General features: G+C 72.3%; 17 protein-coding genes. 12 read left to right on the forward strand and 5 right to left on the reverse strand.

The features are described 5' to 3' along the window. Positions 1-22: 22 nt before the first annotated feature. The 3 genes from JIW86_RS34255 to JIW86_RS34265 are packed head-to-tail and all read left to right on the forward strand — an operon-like array spanning position 23 to position 2,518. Positions 23-784, forward strand: a complete 762-nt coding sequence (locus JIW86_RS34255; RefSeq protein ID WP_257557852.1) for an SDR family NAD(P)-dependent oxidoreductase — start codon at positions 23-25, stop codon at positions 782-784. Next, positions 763-1,857, forward strand: a complete 1,095-nt coding sequence (locus JIW86_RS34260) for a threonine aldolase family protein (RefSeq protein WP_374199287.1) — start codon at positions 763-765, stop codon at positions 1,855-1,857. The genes JIW86_RS34255 and JIW86_RS34260 overlap by 22 nt, the downstream gene beginning before the upstream one ends. 58 nt (positions 1,858-1,915) lie before the next feature. Continuing rightward, positions 1,916-2,518, forward strand: a complete 603-nt coding sequence (locus tag JIW86_RS34265) for a transglutaminase-like domain-containing protein (protein WP_215145444.1) — start codon at positions 1,916-1,918, stop codon at positions 2,516-2,518. Here JIW86_RS34265 and JIW86_RS34270 read toward each other — a convergent pair. After that, positions 2,454-3,692: an MFS transporter gene (locus tag JIW86_RS34270; protein WP_257557853.1), complete on the reverse strand. Its 1,239-nt coding sequence runs from the start codon at positions 3,690-3,692 to the stop codon at positions 2,454-2,456. The genes JIW86_RS34265 and JIW86_RS34270 overlap by 65 nt on opposite strands. 80 nt (positions 3,693-3,772) lie before the next feature. Between JIW86_RS34270 and JIW86_RS34275 the strand changes: the two genes are divergently transcribed. Together JIW86_RS34275 and JIW86_RS34280 are read left to right on the forward strand one after the other, a co-directional pair. Beyond that, the gene (locus tag JIW86_RS34275) at positions 3,773-4,324 is read left to right on the forward strand and encodes a CGNR zinc finger domain-containing protein (protein ID WP_257557856.1); all 552 of its coding nucleotides are present in this window, start codon (positions 3,773-3,775) and stop codon (positions 4,322-4,324) included. Between the two features lie 106 nt (positions 4,325-4,430). After that, complete coding sequence (locus JIW86_RS34280; protein ID WP_257557857.1) at positions 4,431-5,639, forward strand: alginate lyase family protein; 1,209 nt, start codon at positions 4,431-4,433, stop codon at positions 5,637-5,639. Positions 5,640-5,702: 63 nt separating this feature from the next. Here the strand turns inward: JIW86_RS34280 and JIW86_RS34285 are convergent, their stop codons facing one another. Then, positions 5,703-6,425 carry a lysophospholipid acyltransferase family protein gene (locus JIW86_RS34285; RefSeq protein WP_215145450.1) on the reverse strand — a complete coding sequence of 241 codons (723 nt, stop codon included), beginning with the start codon at positions 6,423-6,425 and terminating at the stop codon, positions 5,703-5,705. A 236-nt stretch (positions 6,426-6,661) separates the two neighbouring features. Here JIW86_RS34285 and JIW86_RS34290 point away from each other — a divergent pair, with 236 nt between their 5' ends. The 5 genes from JIW86_RS34290 to JIW86_RS34310 all read left to right on the forward strand — a co-directional run bounded on the left by JIW86_RS34290 (position 6,662) and on the right by JIW86_RS34310 (position 11,294). Next, the gene (locus JIW86_RS34290) at positions 6,662-6,991 is read left to right on the forward strand and encodes a TlpA family protein disulfide reductase (protein WP_257557860.1); all 330 of its coding nucleotides are present in this window, start codon (positions 6,662-6,664) and stop codon (positions 6,989-6,991) included. Positions 6,992-7,280: 289 nt separating this feature from the next. Then, positions 7,281-7,811, forward strand: a complete 531-nt coding sequence (locus JIW86_RS34295; RefSeq protein ID WP_215145454.1) for a flavin reductase family protein — start codon at positions 7,281-7,283, stop codon at positions 7,809-7,811. A 200-nt stretch (positions 7,812-8,011) separates the two neighbouring features. After that, positions 8,012-8,797, forward strand: a complete 786-nt coding sequence (locus JIW86_RS34300) for an electron transfer flavoprotein subunit beta/FixA family protein (protein ID WP_257557862.1) — start codon at positions 8,012-8,014, stop codon at positions 8,795-8,797. 58 nt (positions 8,798-8,855) lie between these two features. Next, entirely contained in the window at positions 8,856-9,818 is a 963-nt protein-coding gene (locus tag JIW86_RS34305) for an electron transfer flavoprotein subunit alpha/FixB family protein (protein WP_257557864.1), read from the forward strand. Positions 9,819-9,995: 177 nt separating this feature from the next. Then, complete coding sequence (locus JIW86_RS34310) at positions 9,996-11,294, forward strand: DUF6986 family protein (protein ID WP_215145458.1); 1,299 nt, start codon at positions 9,996-9,998, stop codon at positions 11,292-11,294. Between the two features lie 64 nt (positions 11,295-11,358). Here JIW86_RS34310 and JIW86_RS34315 read toward each other — a convergent pair whose 3' ends face one another. Beyond that, the gene (locus JIW86_RS34315; protein ID WP_257557867.1) at positions 11,359-12,735 is read right to left on the reverse strand and encodes a WD40 repeat domain-containing protein; all 1,377 of its coding nucleotides are present in this window, start codon (positions 12,733-12,735) and stop codon (positions 11,359-11,361) included. Positions 12,736-12,946: 211 nt separating this feature from the next. Here JIW86_RS34315 and JIW86_RS34320 point away from each other — a divergent pair, with 211 nt between their 5' ends. Next, the gene (locus JIW86_RS34320) at positions 12,947-13,141 is read left to right on the forward strand and encodes a hypothetical protein (RefSeq protein WP_257557869.1); all 195 of its coding nucleotides are present in this window, start codon (positions 12,947-12,949) and stop codon (positions 13,139-13,141) included. 3 nt (positions 13,142-13,144) lie between these two features. On the opposite strand, the gene JIW86_RS34325 is transcribed toward JIW86_RS34320, so the two are convergent. Further along, complete coding sequence (locus JIW86_RS34325; RefSeq protein ID WP_257559545.1) at positions 13,145-14,143, reverse strand: LacI family DNA-binding transcriptional regulator; 999 nt, start codon at positions 14,141-14,143, stop codon at positions 13,145-13,147. Positions 14,144-14,332: 189 nt separating this feature from the next. On the opposite strand from JIW86_RS34325, the gene JIW86_RS34330 reads away from it, so the two are divergent. Next, complete coding sequence (locus tag JIW86_RS34330; protein ID WP_257557871.1) at positions 14,333-15,370, forward strand: NUDIX hydrolase; 1,038 nt, start codon at positions 14,333-14,335, stop codon at positions 15,368-15,370. A gap of 7 nt (positions 15,371-15,377) precedes the next feature. Here JIW86_RS34330 and JIW86_RS34335 read toward each other — a convergent pair whose 3' ends face one another. Continuing rightward, positions 15,378-16,076, reverse strand: a complete 699-nt coding sequence (locus JIW86_RS34335; protein ID WP_215145463.1) for an MBL fold metallo-hydrolase — start codon at positions 16,074-16,076, stop codon at positions 15,378-15,380. Positions 16,077-16,107 lie beyond the last annotated feature (31 nt).

Here is a 16,107-nt window from a genome sequence, read left to right on the forward strand (position 1 = left end):
CCGCCCACAGGAGGCTGTACAGATGAACGGCTCCGGGAACGGCAACGGAAAGCTGCACGGGGCGGTAGTGGCGGTGGCCGGGGCCGGTGGCCCCGCCGGCCGCGCCACCCTGCTCCGCCTCGCCGAGGCGGGTGCCGTGGTCGTCGCGTCCGACGCCGATGCGGCGCGGCTCGCCGAGGCGGTGGACGCGGCGCGCTACGCCCACGGCGGCGCCAGCATCACCGGTGACACGGTGGACCTGCTCGACCTCGCGGCCACCAAGGCCTGGGCCGAGCAGATCGAGAAGGAGTTCGGCCGGATCGACGGGCTGGTCCACCTGGTCGGCGGCTGGCGCGGCAGCGCCTCCTTCACCGAGACCGACCTCGCGGACTGGGCCTTCCTGGAGAAGCTGCTCATCCGCACCGTCCAGCACACCTCGCTCGCCTTCCACGACGGACTGCTGCGCAGCGACCGCGGCCGCTACGTCCTGGTCAGCCAGTCCGGCGCGCACAAGCCGGTCGCCAACAACGCCGCGTACAACGCGGGCAAGGCGGCGGCCGAGGCCTGGACCCTGGCCCTCGCGGACTCCTTCCGCAAGGCGGGGGGCGAGGAAGGCCCGGGCGCGGCGGCTGCGATCCTGGTCATCAAGGCACTGGTGCACGACGCGATGCGCGCCGAGCGTCCCAATGCGAAGTTCGCGGGCTTCACCGACGTCAAGGAGCTGGCCGAGGCCATCGCCGGCGTCTGGGAGCGACCCGCAATCGATGTGAACGGACAGCGTCTGTGGCTCACTCCGCAACCGTGAGAACCGATGCCGGGAAGACCGACGCCCGGCGCCACCACGACCCGGCGGTGCGCGGTTTCGCGAGCGACAACTACGCGGGGGTGCACCCCGAGGTCCTCGCGGCCGTCGCGCTGGCCAACGGCGGGCACCAGGTCTCGTACGGCGAGGACGAGTACACCGAACACCTGCAGAAGATCTTCCGCAGCCACTTCGGGCCGTACGCGCAGGCCTTCCCGGTCTTCAACGGCACGGGCGCCAACGTCGTCGCCCTGCAGGCCATGACCGACCGGTGGGGTGCGGTGATCTGCGCCAAGACCGCCCACATCAACGTGGACGAGGGCGGCGCACCGGAGCGGATGGCGGGCATCAAGCTGCTCGCCGTCCCGACGCCGGACGGCAAGCTCACCCCCGAGCTGATCGACCAGGAGGCCTGGGGCTTCGAGGACGAGCACCGGGCGATGCCGCAGGTCGTCTCGATCACCCAGAACACCGAACTCGGCACGGTCTACACCCCGGACGAGATCAAGGCCATCTGCGACCACGCGCACGGCCTGGGCATGAAGGTGCACCTCGACGGAGCCCGGATAGCCAACGCCGCGGCCTCGCTCGACGTGCCGATGCGCACCTTCACGAACACGGTCGGCGTGGACGTGCTGTCGTACGGCGGCACCAAGAACGGCATGATGTTCGGCGAGGCCGTGGTGGTGCTCAACCCGGACGCGGTCCGGCAGATGAAGCACATCCGCAAGATGTCGATGCAGCTCGCGTCCAAGATGCGGTTCGTGTCGGTGCAGCTGGAGGCGCTGCTCGCCAAGGACCTGTGGCTGCGAAACGCCCGTCACGCCAACGCGATGGCGCAGCGGCTCGCCGCGGGCGTGCGCGAGACGGACGGCGTGGAGATCCTCTACCCGGTGCAGGCGAACGCGGTGTTCGCGCGGCTGCCGCACGAGGTGTCGCGCCGGCTGCAGAAGCGTTACCGCTTCTACTTCTGGGACGAGGCCGCGGGCGATGTCCGCTGGATGTGCGGCTTCGACACCCAGGAAGAGGACGTGGACGGATTCCTCCAGGCGCTGAAGGAAGAGATGGCGCGCTGAATCCCCTCCGCATAAATCGATAGTCATGCGAAGAGTGGCATAGGTATGCTCCTGGATCATGGAACTGATCCAGGAGCAGCCTGACCTCGCCGCCTATCTGGCGGCCGACGAAGCCATAGATCACGAGCATCCGCTGGTGCGTGAAACCGCCGACGCCTTCTGGACCGCCACGGGCGGCGACGCGTACGCATACGCCGAGGCCGTCTTCGAGTTCGTCCGCGACGCCGTCCCGCACTCCGCCGACTCCGGCGACCTGCGCGTCGCCTGGCGCGCCTCCGACGTCCTGGCCACCCGCAACGGCATCTGCCACGCCAAGTCCCACGCCCTGGCGGCCCTCTTGCGCGCCCAGGGCATCCCCGCGGCCCTCTGCTACCAGCGGCTCGCCGACGACGACGGCGGCAACCACCTGATCCACGGGCTGATCGCGCTGCGGCTGCCCGGTGGTGAGGGCTGGGCCCGGGTGGACCCGCGCGGCAACAAGCCCGGTGTGGACGCCCGGTTCAGCCTCGACGTGGAGCGACTGGCCTTCCCCGTGCGCCCGGAGCTCGGCGAGGTCGACCACCCCGAGTTGTACGCCGCCCCGCACCCGGCCGCGCTCAAGGCGCTCCAGGACTCCGCCGACCGGCCGCAGTTGTGGGAGAACCTGCCGACAGCCCTGTGACCGCTGCCGCCGGGGCGGGCTTGCGCGCCGCCGTCAGGGCGTGCAGCAGGGCCGCCGCGAGCTGGAGCCCGGCGATCCCGGTCAACAGCGTCCACGCGGGCGCGTCGGCCGCGAACCCCACCAGGGCCGCTCCGGCCGACGCCGCCGTCACCTTGAGCCCGGCGCCCAGGGTGAACACCTGCGTCCGCACCGCGTCCGGGGCGTGCTCCGAGCGGATCCGCAGGGTGGCCGTGAGCAGCGGTCCGTCGCACACCCCGGCCACTGCGAACAGCGCCGCCGTGGCGGCCACCGAAGGCGTGGACGCGGCCGCGGCCAGCGCCGCCCCCGTCCCGGCCAGGGCCCACCGCACCAGCCGGCCCGGCTCCACGGACGTCATCCGGCCCAGGGTCAGCGAGCCCACCAGGGCGCCCACCGCGAAGGCCGTCATCAGCACACCCCCGGCCCCCGGGCTGCCGAGCCCGGCGGCCAGCAGGACCGAGGTGGTGGTGAGGGAGCCGATGCCCACGAAGGCCAGGGTCGTCGCCGAGGTGACGGCCCGCAGCTCCCGGACCCGCCACAGCGCCGCGAGCCCCGCCCCCAGACCGGCCCGAGGCCCGTCCTGGGGCCCGCCCGCGCCCGGGGCCCCGTACGGGAGGGTCGCGGCGAGCGCGGCCGCCAGTGCGCCGGACACCGCCAGGACCACCATCGCCGGAGCCGCCGAGCCCAGTGCCGTGGCCAGGCTGACCGCCGCCGGTGCGGTCACCGAGGCGCCGTTGTAGGTGGACGCGTCCCAGCCGTATGCCCGGTCGCGCCCGGCGCCCGCCGGGACCAGCCCCGTGACCAGGCTGGACAGCCCGCCCGTCACCATCGGCCCGCAGCTGCCGCCGAGCACCGCCACCGCGAGCACCAGCGGCATCGGGGCCCGGCCCAGCAGCAGGGCCAGCGCCGCCACGGCCGCCGTGAACCCGGCCAGGGCGCCGACGTGGAACAGCCGCGGGCGCCGGGCCCGGGCCGCGGCGGCGCCGGCGAGCGGAGCCGCCAGGACGTGCGGCGCGAGCCAGGCCGTCAGCACGAACGCCCCGTACGAGGCGCTCCCGGTGCGCTCCAGGGCGAGCAGGACCACGGCCATGCCCATGCCCTCGGAGGCGAACCGCGCGGCCAGTGCCGCCGCCAGGTACCGCCCGAACCCGCTCATCCCGACCCCTCCCCGCTGCTGTAACGTGATAACAGCTCAAGACGTTACGTCATTCGGGTGTACAGGGAAAGGATCCGGGCATGGCGGACTCGCGAGGGGGCTTCTCGGCGGCCAGGCGGCTGATCGACCTTGCCGAGGCGGTCCGCGTGGACCCCGAACTGCCGCGCGCCGCACTCGCGCAGCTGCTCGCCGCCCACGGGGAGCGTCCGGCGGACCTCACCGCGGAGACGTTCCCCGAGGCCGGCGCCGCCGAACTGCGGGCCGCCGCCCGGCGGATGGCGGGGGTCCTCGGCGAGAGCGACGAGGACCGGGCCGCCGGCGCCCTCAACGCCCTGCTGGAGGAGTGCGCCACCCGGCCCCGGCTGACCCGGCACGACGGGCATCCCTGGCACCTGCACGTGGACCGGGGCGAGGAGGCGGGCTGGGGCGACTGGTTCCTGGCCTCGGGCGCCCTCGCCCTCGCCCAGCTGCTCACCGAGTACGGGCGGATCGCCTGGGGCGCCTGCGCCGCCGAGGGCTGCGGGCGGTTCTTCCTCGCCACCGGGCCGGGCAGCGCGCGCCGGTACTGCTCCACCACGTGCTCCAGCCGCTCGCGGGTGGCCGCCCATCGCCGCCGCAAGCGCGAAGGCTGACCTCTCGAAGAGCAACAGGAAACTTTCTTGTCAGACATCGTTGTCAGCTTGGCATGGGCATGAGTATCTTCGGGCCACCGGAACCCCTCCTACCGGAAGGCCCCCCATGCGTTTCGGACTCCCCGCCGGGCTCGCCGCCCTGGCCCTCGGCTTACTGGTGGCGGTGGTCCCCGCCCCCACCGTCGCGGCGCCGCCCGCTCCCGCTCCCGCCGTTGCCGCCGCCCCCGCGCAGTTCGCCCATCCCGGAGTGCTCAACAGCCGCGCACAACTGGACTTCGTACGGTCCAAGGTGCAAGCGGGCCAGCAGCCCTGGAAGCCGGCGTTCGACGCCATGCTCGCGAGCAGGTACGGATCGCTGTCCCGCACGCCCAAGCCGCGCGCCGTCGTCGAGTGCGGTTCGTACTCCAACCCGAACAACGGCTGCACCGAGGAGCGTGAGGACGCCATCGCCGCGTACAGCCACGCGCTCGCCTGGTACATCACCGGGGATGCGAAGTACGCGAAGAAGTCGATCGAGCTGATGGACGCCTGGTCCGCGACGATCAAGGACCACACCAACAGCAACGCGCCCCTGCAGAGCGGCTGGGCCGGGTCGACCTGGCCGCGCGCCGCCGAGATCATCAAGCACACGTACGCCGGCGGCTGGGCGAACCGGACGCGCTTCGCGACCATGCTGCGCGAGGTCTACCTGCCCGAGGTGATCAACGGGAAGCCGAACAGCAACGGCAACTGGGAACTGATCATGATGGACGCCGCCGTCGGGATCTCGGTCCATCTCGACGACCGGGCGAGCTACGACAAGGCGATGGGCATCTACCTCGGCCGTGTCCCCGCCTACTTCTACCTGGCGTCCGACGGCGCGCAGCCCGTCTACCCGCCCCGTTCCGGCATCGACACCCGGAGCGAGCTGATCGGCTACTGGCACGACCAGAGCACCTTCGTGGACGGCCTCGCCCAGGAGACCTGCCGGGACTTCGGCCACACCGGCATGGGCATCGCGGCCACCATGCACGTCGCGGAGACCTCGCGGATCCAGGGGCGCGACCTGTACCCGCAGTTCAAGGACCGGTTCCGGCACGCCCTGGGCTTCCACGCGAAGTACGAACTCGGCGAGCCCGTGCCGTCCTGGCTCTGCGGGGGAAGCCTGACCAAGGGCATCGGCCCGGCCACGGAGGTCGGCTACAACGCCCTGCACACCCGGCTCGGCGTCACGATGGAGAACACCCGCAGGCTCACCGAGGGGCGGCGGCCGGCCGGCACCGAGAACCACTTCGAGGCGTGGGAGACCCTGACCCACGCCGACAACCCCAACTGAGCGGCTACGACGAACAGCGCGGCCCCGTCCCGCAGGGGGCCGGGCCGCGCTTCGACGGCAGGGTCAGCCGGCTTCCTTGACCTGGGCCGCCGTCGGAGCGGTGCCGCCCAGGTGGGCCGGCAGCCACCAGGAGTCGGTGGCGTCCTTGGGCTTGTCCGGGTAGGCGCGCTGCGCCGCGTCCAGCAGCTCCTGCACGCGCTCGCGCACGCGGCGGGTGATCGCCCCGGCGTACTGGTCCGTCGGCGCCTCGATCGGCTCGCCCACCCGCATCGTCACCGGGATGTGGCTGCGCTTCAGGTTCTTCGGGCGGCCCTTGGTCCACAGCCGCTGGGTGCCCCACAGGGCCACCGGAATCAGCGGGACACCGGCCTCCTGGGCCATGCGCGCCGCACCCGACTTGAAGCTCTTGAGGGTGAAGGACTGGGAGATCGTCGCTTCCGGGAAGACCCCGATGATCTCGCCGGCCCGCAGCGAGTCCAGGGCGTGCTGGTATGCCGTCTCACCCTGCTTGCGGTCCACCGGGATGTGCTTCATCGCACGCATCAGCGGACCGGACACCTTGTGCCGGAACACCGACTCCTTCGCCATGAAGCGCACCAGGCGCTTCTGCGGCCGCGCGGTCAGGCCGGCGAAAATGAAGTCGAGGTAGCCGATGTGGTTCGACACCAGGACCGCCCCGCCCTTGCGCGGGATGTTCTCGGTGCCCTTCATGTCGATGCGGATGTCCAGCGCGCGGAACAGTCCGTGCGCGGCGCCGATCACGGGAGGGTAGACGAGCTCAGCCATGGTGGGGAGACCCCGCTTTCTGCCTGGGGAGGTGCTCCCGGCCGGAAGTTACGGAAGCGTAGGTACGCGACCCATGGGGGATCGTGCCCCATAGGCGGGCTGCTGGCCAGCCCAGACGAGTGTGCCCGGAGAGATTCTCGTCACGCCGGGAATGCGGGCCCTTTGTTGGGCGCTCCGATCAGAGTACGAGCGTACGAGGATGGTGCGCGTAAGCGAGGACGGCGACGGGAGCGCGGGTGCTCGGGCACGAGGACGGGCGGGTACGGCTGGGTGCCGCTGAACTGGGCGCGGAGCCGGGGGAGCGGGCGAGCCTGGTGCAGTTCTCCAGCGCCTTCTGCCAGCCCTGCCGGGCCACCCGGCGGATACTCGCCGAGGTCGCGGCGATGGTCGCGGGGGTCGCGCACATCGAGATTGACGCCGAGGACCGGCTGGACCTGGTCCGGGCCCTGGGGATCGAGAAGACGCCGACCGTGCTCGTCCTGGACGCGGCGGGGCGGATCGTCCGGCGGGCTGCCGGGATGCCGCGCAAGGCGGATGTGATCGCGGCCCTGGGCGCCGCCGTATGAGGCCCGGTTCGAGGCGCGGTTCGAGGCGCGGTGGGAGCAGCGCGCCGGTACACGCGCCGTCGCGCGGGCCCGCACGCAGCGTGACGCGCCTGACATCTGACGGATCCCGCTTGACTGTGTACACGGGAGATCGCCACGCTGGCCGTATGCCGTATGAACTCCTGCTCTACGGGCGGGTCCACGTGGACCTCGTCCGCCACGCGAGCGCGCGCTGTCGGGACCACTGAACGTCCCCGGTCCCCGATCCCCTACAGCGCCCGCGTGCTCCGCGGCAGAAGGAAGTACCCCGATGACCGCTCCTGCGGCCCCGACGGCTTCGTCCCACCGATTCGGCACCGGGCACCCCGGCTCGCCCGACCTCCTGCGCTCCGTGTTCCGGCGGCACGCCGCCGGAGTCGCCGTGATCACCGCGGAGACCGGCGGGCGCCCGGCGGGCTTCACCGCCACCTCGCTCAACTCCGTCTCCGCGGATCCGCCGTTGCTGTCCTTCACCATCGGCACCGGATCCTCCAGCTGGCCCGCGGTGCGCGACAGCGACCACCTCGGCGTCCACATACTCGGCGAGCACCAGCGGGAGCTGGCGGGCCTTTTCGCCCGGAGCGGGGCGGACCGTTTCGGCCCCGCCACCGACTGGAGCACCGGTCCGCACGGGGTCCCGGTGCTGGACGGCGTGCTCGCGTGGCTGGTCTGCCGGGTGGTGGCGCGGGTGCCCGCCGGCGAACATCGTGTGATCATCGCGGAGGCGGTCGCGGGGGATCCGGCCGGGGAGGGTCGCCCCCTGCTGTACCACCAAGGTCGCTTCAACGCGCTGCGCGACTGAATCGTCCCTGCTGGGGCGGGTCCGGCGGCGTTGGACAGATCACAGTTCACCGAGCTTGCGACTTGGCGGGACCCACGGTGTACTGACGAGTAACATTCCCTTCGGAGCGCGGGCCGCCCCGACCGGGATCCGCCCGACAAGGCGCCTATGCTGCCTGCACAAGGCGGTACCAGAAAAGACGATGCGGTAGGAGAGCCGGCGTGAGCCTGAGGATCGTTGTCTGTGTGAAGTACGTGCCCGACGCCACCGGCGACCGGCAGTTCACCGAGGACTTGACCGTCAACCGTGACGACGTCGACGGCCTGCTGTCGGAGCTCGACGAGTACGCCGTCGAGCAGGCGCTGCAGATCGCCGAAGAGGCCGACGACGCGGAGATCACCGTCCTGACGGTGGGCCCCGAGGACGCCAAGGACGCGCTGCGCAAGGCGCTGTCGATGGGCGCCGACAAGGCCATCCACGTCGAGGACGACGACCTGCACGGCAGCGACGTCATGGGCACCTCGCTGGTGCTCGCCAAGGCGATCGAGAAGGCCGGCTACGACCTGGTCATCACCGGCATGGCCTCGACCGACGGCACCATGGGCGTCCTCCCGGCGATCCTGGCCGAGCGTCTGGGCGTCCCGCAGGTCACCCTGCTCTCCGAGGTCAAGGTCGAGGACGGCACCGTGACCGGCCGCCGCGACGGCGACACCGCGAGCGAGCAGCTGGAGGCCTCCCTCCCCGCGCTCGTCTCGGTGACGGACCAGTCGGGCGAGGCCCGCTACCCGTCCTTCAAGGGCATCATGGCCGCCAAGAAGAAGCCGGTGGAGTCCTGGGACCTGTCCGACCTGGACCTGGAGTCCGACGAGGTCGGCCTCGAGGGCTCCTGGACCGCGGTCGACTCCGCGGCGCAGCGCCCGGCCCGCACCGCCGGCACGATCGTCAAGGACGAGGGCGAGGGCGGCAAGCAGCTGGCCGAGTTCCTGGCCGGCCAGAAGTTCATCTAAGAACTTCGGTCATCCCTCTTAGCCCCCAGACACTTCGCAATAGCAGGAGAGCAGTCCCATGGCTGAAGTTCTCGTCTACGTCGACCACGTGGACGGCGCCGTCCGCAAGCCCACCCTCGAGCTGCTGACGCTGGCCCGCCGCATCGGCGAGCCCGTCGCCGTCGCCCTGGGCGCCGGTGCCGAGGCCACCGCGGCCGTGCTCGCCGAGCACGGTGCCGTCAAGGTCCTCACCGCCGACGCCCCCGAGTTCACCGAGTACCTCGTCGTACCGAAGGTGGACGCGCTCCAGGCCGCGTACGACGCCGTTTCCCCGGCCGCCGTGCTAGTCCCCTCCTCTGCCGAGGGCAAGGAGATCGCCGCGCGCCTGGCCGTCCGCATCGGCTCCGGCATCATCACCGACGCCACCGACCTGGAGGCGGGTGACGAGGGTCCGGTCGCGACCCAGGCCGCCTTCGCCGCGTCGTTCACCACCAAGTCCCGCGTGTCCAAGGGCACCCCGGTCATCACCGTGAAGCCGAACTCGGCTCCGGTCGAGGCCGCCCCGGCCGCCGGCACCGTCGAGGCGCTCGCCGTCACCTTCGGCGCCCTGGCCACCGGCACCAAGGTCACCGGCCGCACCCCGCGCGAGTCGACCGGCCGCCCCGAGCTGACCGAGGCCGCGATCGTGGTCTCCGGCGGCCGCGGCGTCAACGGCGCCGAGAACTTCCACATCATCGAGGCGCTCGCCGACTCCCTCGGTGCGGCCGTCGGTGCCTCGCGCGCCGCCGTCGACGCCGGCTGGTACCCGCACTCCAACCAGGTCGGCCAGACCGGCAAGTCGGTCTCCCCGCAGCTGTACATCGCCTCGGGCATCTCCGGCGCGATCCAGCACCGGGCCGGCATGCAGACCTCGAAGACCATCGTGGCCATCAACAAGGACGCCGAAGCCCCGATCTTCGACCTGGTCGACTACGGCGTGGTCGGCGACCTCTTCGCGGTCGTCCCGCAGCTGACCGAGGAGATCAAGGCGCGCAAGGGCTGACCTTTAAGGTCTGACCTGCGGGTACGTGGTCTCCGGGGCCGTGTGGTGATTCTCACCGCACGGCCCCGAGTCGTTTGTCCAGGACGGCCGGGGGACCATTGACGGAGCGGAACCCCGTGACTAAATTCTGCTATGCGGATCTAAGCTTCCGTGAAGCGGAAAAGAGGAGAGTGCACGATGGGTCAGCAGGAGAAGGTGGCGACGAGCCTCGCAGGCGCGGTCAGCGAGGGCATCAGCGCTTCCCTCGCGCCGGTGGACGCGGAGCTCGCGCGGCACTACCCGGGCGACCCCGGCACCCGTCAGCCCATCCACACCGTCTACGTGCCCGGTGACGTGTTCGCCGCGGACACCATCCGCTCCTGGGGCGACCAGGCCCTCGCGGCGCTCGACGAGCACGCCCCGGACGCCGCCACCTTCGCCAAGGTGCTGGGCATCTCCGACGAGCTGGCCGTACCGGTCTACGACCGCGTCCGCGCCAAGCTCGCCTCCGAGCCGATCGAGGACCTCCGCGTCGACTTCGAGGACGGGTTCGGCGTCCGCTCCGACGAGGAGGAGGACCAGGCCGCGGCCCGCGCCGCCCGCCTCGTCTCCGAAGCCTTCTCCAACGGCACGAACGCCCCGTACATGGGCATCCGCATGAAGTGCATGGAGTCCAACGTCCGTGACCGCGGCATCCGCACCACCGACATCTTCCTCTCCGGTCTGCTGGCGAACGGCGGACTCCCCGAGGGTCTCGTCCTGACCCTCCCGAAGGTCACGTACGCCGAGCAGGTCAGCGCCTTCGTCAAGCTGCTGGAGGCCTTCGAGACGGCCCGCGGCCTGCGCCCGGGCCGGATCGGCTTCGAGATCCAGATCGAGACCAGCCAGTCCATCCTGGCCTCCGACGGCACCGCCACCGTGGCCCGGATGATCGAGGCCGCCAAGGGCCGCGCCACCGGCCTGCACTACGGCACCTTCGACTACAGCGCCTGCGTCGGCGTCTCCGCCGCCTACCAGTCGAGCGACCACCCGGCCGCCGACCACGCGAAGGCCATCATGCAGGTCGCGGCCGCCGGCACCGGCGTACGCGTCTCCGACGGCTCCACGAACGTGCTGCCGATCGGCACCACCGAGCACGTCCACGAGGCCTGGAAGCTCCACTACGGCCTGACCCGCCGCGCCCTGGCCCGCGCCTACTACCAGGGCTGGGACATGCATCCGGCGCACCTGCCGACCCGCTACGCGGCCGTCTTCACCTTCTACCGCGAGGGCCTCGACGCCGCCGCCGCGCGCCTGAAGGCGTACGTCGCCAAGATCGAGGGCGACGTGATGGACGAGCCCGCCACCGCCAAGGCGCTGGCCGGCTACCTGGTCCGCGGCCTGGACTGCGGCGCCGTCGGCGCCGAGGAGGTCGCCGCCCTGACCGGCCTGAGCCGCGCGGAACTGGACGCCTTCGCGATCCCGCGCCGCTCGGCGACCCTGACGGCGACCGCCTGAGCCGTGTAGTTTCGTAGTTCCGTACGAGGCCCGGCCGGGTACACCCCGGCCGGGCCTCGCGTGTTCAGGCGCGTCCGACGATCCAGCGGCGCAGCCTCCCGTCCAGCCCGCCGGAGGCGAGCAGGGAGCCGTCGGGGGAGAAGGCCACCGCCCCGACGGTCAGGCTGTGACCGGGCAGGGGATCACCCACGGCCGCACCGGTCACCGGATCCCACAGCCGTACCGTCCCGTCGGCGCCGGACGTGACCAGCAGCCTCCCGTCCGGCGTGAAGGCCACCTCGTACACGTCACCCCGGTGTCCGGTGAGGGGCGCGCCCAGCGGCTCCGCGATGTTCGGATCCCACCGCCGCACGGTGCCGTCCGCGCCCGCGGTGACGAGCATCCGGCCGTCCGGGGCGAAGGCGACCGCCCACACCGTCCCCTTGTGCCCCTGCAGCGGGCGGCCGGGCAGTCCGCGGCGGTGCGGTACATCCCACAGGTGTGTCGGCTGATCCGCGCCTGACGTGGCCAGCCGACTCCCGTCGGGGGAGAAGGCCAGCCCGGTGTGGCCGATCAGCGGACCGCCCGGGACCCTGCCGGCGGCCATGTCCCACAACAGCACCGTCCGGTCCGCGCTCGCCACGGCCAGCAGCTGCCCGTCCGGGGAGAAGACCACCCGCTTCACCGCGCTGTCCAACCCGGTGAGGACGAACCTCAGGGTCAGGTCCGGCAGATCCCACACGCGAACCTCCCCGTTGGCGCTGGTGGCCAGGGCGGTGCCGTCGGGGGAGAAGGCCAGTGCCCAGGGAAGGGCGTCCAGTTCACCGAGGGCCTGCCGGGTCACCGGATCCCGGAGCAGCACGGATCCCCCTCCCGTCGCCGTGGCGAGAATCCGGCCGTCGGGACTGAACGCCACCCGGAAGAGCGGGTGGCCCATGTCCAGGGGAGGCAGTTCGACTGGTTCGGCGTTGTCCAGCGCCGCGACCAGCGCACGCGAGGCCAGTGAATCCCCGGAGGCGGAGCGCTCGGGGACGGCCGTCGGCGAGCCCCGCTCCGGGGTCGGGGGGCGGGACGCCTGCATGACCTCGTCCGGCGGCGGCCCGGCCGAGGGCGCGACACGCGGCCGGGCCGGGACCGTCGGCTGGAGGGCGGCCAGTGACCGCCAGCGGGCCCGCCACCCATCGAGCGCTGGCGCGCTGTGCGGTGGTACGGGCACCTCCTGCCCGTACTCGTCGTAGGCGTGCAGGATCCGAACCAACGCCATCAGCGTGTCGAAGCCCAGCAGTCGCTTTCCCCGGAAGGCATCGCTCTGCGTGGCCACCGGAAGCCGGATGCCGTTGCCCGTCTTCGCGGCACGGGCCGCGAGGTCGCGGTAGGAGCGGTTGCCGCGCTCCAACCGCAGACGGCGCAACTCGGCGGCGAAGGAGGCGAGTTCCTCCTCGAACGTGCCGTGCGGATCCATCAGCGTCCCCCCGGGCCGGCTTGCCGCCCAGGTTAGGCGCCGTGGACGGAACGGTCCGGGAATTCTCCGAACGGACCGGAACGGCGGCGGGTCGTACGGCGGTGTTCCACCGAACGCCCGGGCCGTTCTGGATGGTTCACCGGCGATCGGCTTCGCTCAGACCCGTTCCGTCCGTAGGAGGCCGCCGCCGGTCCGGGGTTGAAATCGGAGCATGACCACATCACCGGACACCGATCCGCCCCTCCTGACCCTGCACGCAGCCGTCGTGCTCGTCACCGCGACGCTCATCGGACTCGTCGCCGGCGGGCTGACCTTCCTCGGCGGAACGCACCCCGCCCTCAGCGTCCTGGCCGGGCTGGCCGCCGCCGGCGGGGCCGTGCCCGGGCTGCGCGGGCTGATCCGGTAACGGTCAGGGTGCGGGCGGGAGTTCGCCCGAGCCGCGGGCGATGAGGCGGGTCGGGAGTTCGATGCGGGACGGCGGCAGGTCGGCTCCGGCCAGGCGCTGGAAGAGGCGGTCGGTGGCCACCCGGCCCAGCGCCGCCGGGTCCTGGGCGACCACCGTCACGCCGGGGCGGAGCAGGTCGGCCAGCTCGAAGTCGTCGAAGCCGACCAGGGCCACCGGGCGGTCCGACTCCCGCTCCCGGTCCGCGAGGACCCGTACCAGTGTGACCGTCACGCGGTTGTTGCCGGCGAACACGGCCGACACCGCCTCCGGGCCCGCCAGCATCGACCGGGCCGCCGCCGCGACCCGCTCGGGGGCCGTGGAGCCGAGCGACACCCAGGATTCGGCCATCGGCAGACCGGCGTCCGCCATCGCCGCCCGGTAGCCGCGCAGCCGCTCCGCCGACGTGTGGATCCGGGGGTGGTCGCCGATGAAGCCGATCCTGCGGTGACCGCCCGCGATCAGGTGGGCCACCCCGTCCCGGGCTCCGCCGAAGCTGTCCGACAGCACCACGTCCGCGTCGATCCGGCCGGCCGGGCGGTCCACGAACACGGTGGCCACCCCGGCCCGCATCTCCGGTTCCAGATAGCGGTGGTCGTCGCCCGCCGGGATCACGATCAGCCCGTCCACCCGGCGCGCGCAGAGCGCGAGCGCCAACTCCCGCTCCCGGTCCGGGTCCTCGGCGCTGGAGCCGTTGATGAGCAGCGCCCCGTGGGCGCGGGCCACCTCCTCCACCGCCCTGTTCAGCGGACCGTAGAAGGGGTCGGCGAGGTCCTCCAGGACCAGGCCCACGGTGGCGGTGCGGCCCTTGCGCAGCACGCGTGCGCTGTCGTTGCGGCGAAAGCCCAGGGCGTCGATGGCCTCCTGGACGCGCCGCTCGGTGTCGGGGGTGACTCCGGCCTCCCCGTTGACCACGCGCGACACCGTTTTCAGGCCCACGCCCGCCCGGGCCGCCACGTCCTTCATGGTCGGCCGGTTTCCGTAACGGGGGTCGGACGGGCGGCGGCTGTGGGGCACGGTGGGGAAACCTCCGGAGATATCGGGCGGGGCTCTGACCTTGAGGATAAGCACTCGGCCGATAGTGAGGTTTCCGTGGCAGGGTGGGACGGGCAAGCCACTGGGGGCTCCGGACGAGCCATGGGGAGAGGGGTAGACGTGATTGTCTGGATCAACGGCACATTCAGCGCCGGGAAGACCAGCACGGCCCGCGAACTGACCGGAATCCTGCCGGACAGCACCCTGTTCGACCCGGAGTTGATCGGCGACGCGCTGCGGGTGCTGCTGCCGCGCAAGCGACTGGCGGAGGTCTCCGACTACCAGGACCTGCCGAGCTGGCGGCGCCTGGTCGTGGATACGGCGGCGGCGATGCTCGGCGAGGTGGGCGGAGTGCTCGTCGTGCCGATGACCCTGCTCAGGCAGGAGTACCGGGACGAGATCTTCGGCGGTCTGGCGGCCCGGCGGATACCGGTGCGCCATGTGCTGCTGGCCCCTGCGGAAACGATCCTTCGCCAGCGGATCGCGACCCGGGAGGAGCCGGGACCGGCGGCGGAGGTGGACCTCCACGTCCGCCAGTGGGCATACGACCACATCCCCGCCTACCAGCAGGCGCTCGGCTGGCTCACCGCGGACGCGCACGTCATCGACAACGGCGTTCTGAGCGTGCGGGAGACCGCGGAACGGATCGCCGAAGCAGTGCGCACCGAGGAGGCCCCGGTCTGCGACATCGTCCAGACCCCGGAGCCCACGCGGGAGACCGTGGCGTCCGGGGTGCTGCTCTTCGACGAGCAGGACCGGGTGCTGCTGGTGGATCCGACGTACAAGGCGGGCTGGGAGTTCCCCGGCGGGGTCGTGGAAGCCGGCGAGGCACCGGCGTGCGCGGGCGTACGGGAGGTCGCCGAGGAACTGGGCCTCGTACTGGAGCGGGCGCCCGGGCTGCTCGTGGTCGACTGGGAGCCCCCGCAGCCGCCCGGCTACGGGGGCCTGCGCCTGCTCTTCGACGGAGGCCGCCTCCCGGACGGCGCGGCGGCCCGGCTCCGGCTGCCCGGCCCGGAACTGCGGGCCTGGCGCTTCGTCACGGAGGCCGAGGCCGGCGCACTGCTCCCGCAGCACCGCCACGAGCGCCTGCGCTGGGCTCTGCGCGCCCGGGAACGCGGCCGTCCGCTGTACCTGGAGGCGGGCGTACCCGTCGGCTGACCGGACCTCAGGACGCGGTGTCGGCCGCGGCTTTCGCGAGCGCGGCCGCCGTGTCCGTCGTCACGGGGTCGCCGTGGCCGAAGCAGGCGACGGCGGGAGACAGCGCGGCCAGGCGCCGGAAGGAATCCACCGCCCTGGCCCGGTCCACGTTGAAGACGCCCAGCATCAGCGGGCCGACGGCGGCGACGCAGTCCCCGGTGAACAGCACGCCGTGGCGCGGGAGGTGGACGCCGATGCTGCCGTCGGTGTGGCCCGGGGAGTGCACCGCGTACGCCCCGTCCCCGAAGCCCAGCGCGTCGCCGTCCTCCACCTCCTGGTCCACCGGGGTGGGCGGAGCCCCGGGCACCACCTTCAGGGCGTGCTCGTACAGCGGAACCTCCCAGTCCAGCAGCACCGGTTCGGGCACGGGCCGCTCGCCCCGGATCACGGGGGCGTCCAGCCGGTGGGCCAGGACCCGCGCGCCCCAGCGGGCGGCGAGCTCACCGGCCGCGCCGATGTGGTCGCCGTGGCAGTGGGTCAGCACGATCCGCTCCAGCCGCTCCGGCAGCAGCCCGAGGGACCGGATCGCCCCCTCGATCTCGGCGGCGGACTCGATGTTGCCCGCGTCGATCAGGGTCAGGGCTTCGCCGTCCTGCCAGAGATAGGCCTGGCCGATGGGGAATCGGAGCATGTGGAGCCGGTTCGGGAGTACTTCGACAAGATCCATACCGGGAACGTACGGACCCGCGCCCGCCCCG

The sequence above is a fragment of the Streptomyces sp. NBC_00162 genome (assembly GCF_024611995.1).
Classification (GTDB): domain Bacteria; phylum Actinomycetota; class Actinomycetes; order Streptomycetales; family Streptomycetaceae; genus Streptomyces.

Excerpts from the sequence above, each read along its gene's own strand:
- JIW86_RS34255 (WP_257557852.1), top strand. The coding sequence starts at position 23 with ATGAACGGCTCCGGGAACGGCAACGGAAAGCTGCACGGGGCGGTAGTG.
- JIW86_RS34265 (WP_215145444.1), top strand. The coding sequence starts at position 1,916 with ATGGAACTGATCCAGGAGCAGCCTGACCTCGCCGCCTATCTGGCGGCC.
- JIW86_RS34270 (WP_257557853.1), bottom strand. The coding sequence starts at position 3,692 with ATGAGCGGGTTCGGGCGGTACCTGGCGGCGGCACTGGCCGCGCGGTTC.
- JIW86_RS34275 (WP_257557856.1), top strand. The coding sequence starts at position 3,773 with ATGGCGGACTCGCGAGGGGGCTTCTCGGCGGCCAGGCGGCTGATCGAC.
- JIW86_RS34280 (WP_257557857.1), top strand. The coding sequence starts at position 4,431 with ATGCGTTTCGGACTCCCCGCCGGGCTCGCCGCCCTGGCCCTCGGCTTA.
- JIW86_RS34285 (WP_215145450.1), bottom strand. The coding sequence starts at position 6,425 with ATGGCTGAGCTCGTCTACCCTCCCGTGATCGGCGCCGCGCACGGACTG.
- JIW86_RS34295 (WP_215145454.1), top strand. The coding sequence starts at position 7,281 with ATGACCGCTCCTGCGGCCCCGACGGCTTCGTCCCACCGATTCGGCACC.
- JIW86_RS34305 (WP_257557864.1), top strand. The coding sequence starts at position 8,856 with ATGGCTGAAGTTCTCGTCTACGTCGACCACGTGGACGGCGCCGTCCGC.
- JIW86_RS34310 (WP_215145458.1), top strand. The coding sequence starts at position 9,996 with ATGGGTCAGCAGGAGAAGGTGGCGACGAGCCTCGCAGGCGCGGTCAGC.
- JIW86_RS34315 (WP_257557867.1), bottom strand. The coding sequence starts at position 12,735 with ATGGATCCGCACGGCACGTTCGAGGAGGAACTCGCCTCCTTCGCCGCC.
- JIW86_RS34320 (WP_257557869.1), top strand. The coding sequence starts at position 12,947 with ATGACCACATCACCGGACACCGATCCGCCCCTCCTGACCCTGCACGCA.
- JIW86_RS34325 (WP_257559545.1), bottom strand. The coding sequence starts at position 14,143 with ATGAAGGACGTGGCGGCCCGGGCGGGCGTGGGCCTGAAAACGGTGTCG.
- JIW86_RS34335 (WP_215145463.1), bottom strand. The coding sequence starts at position 16,076 with ATGGATCTTGTCGAAGTACTCCCGAACCGGCTCCACATGCTCCGATTC.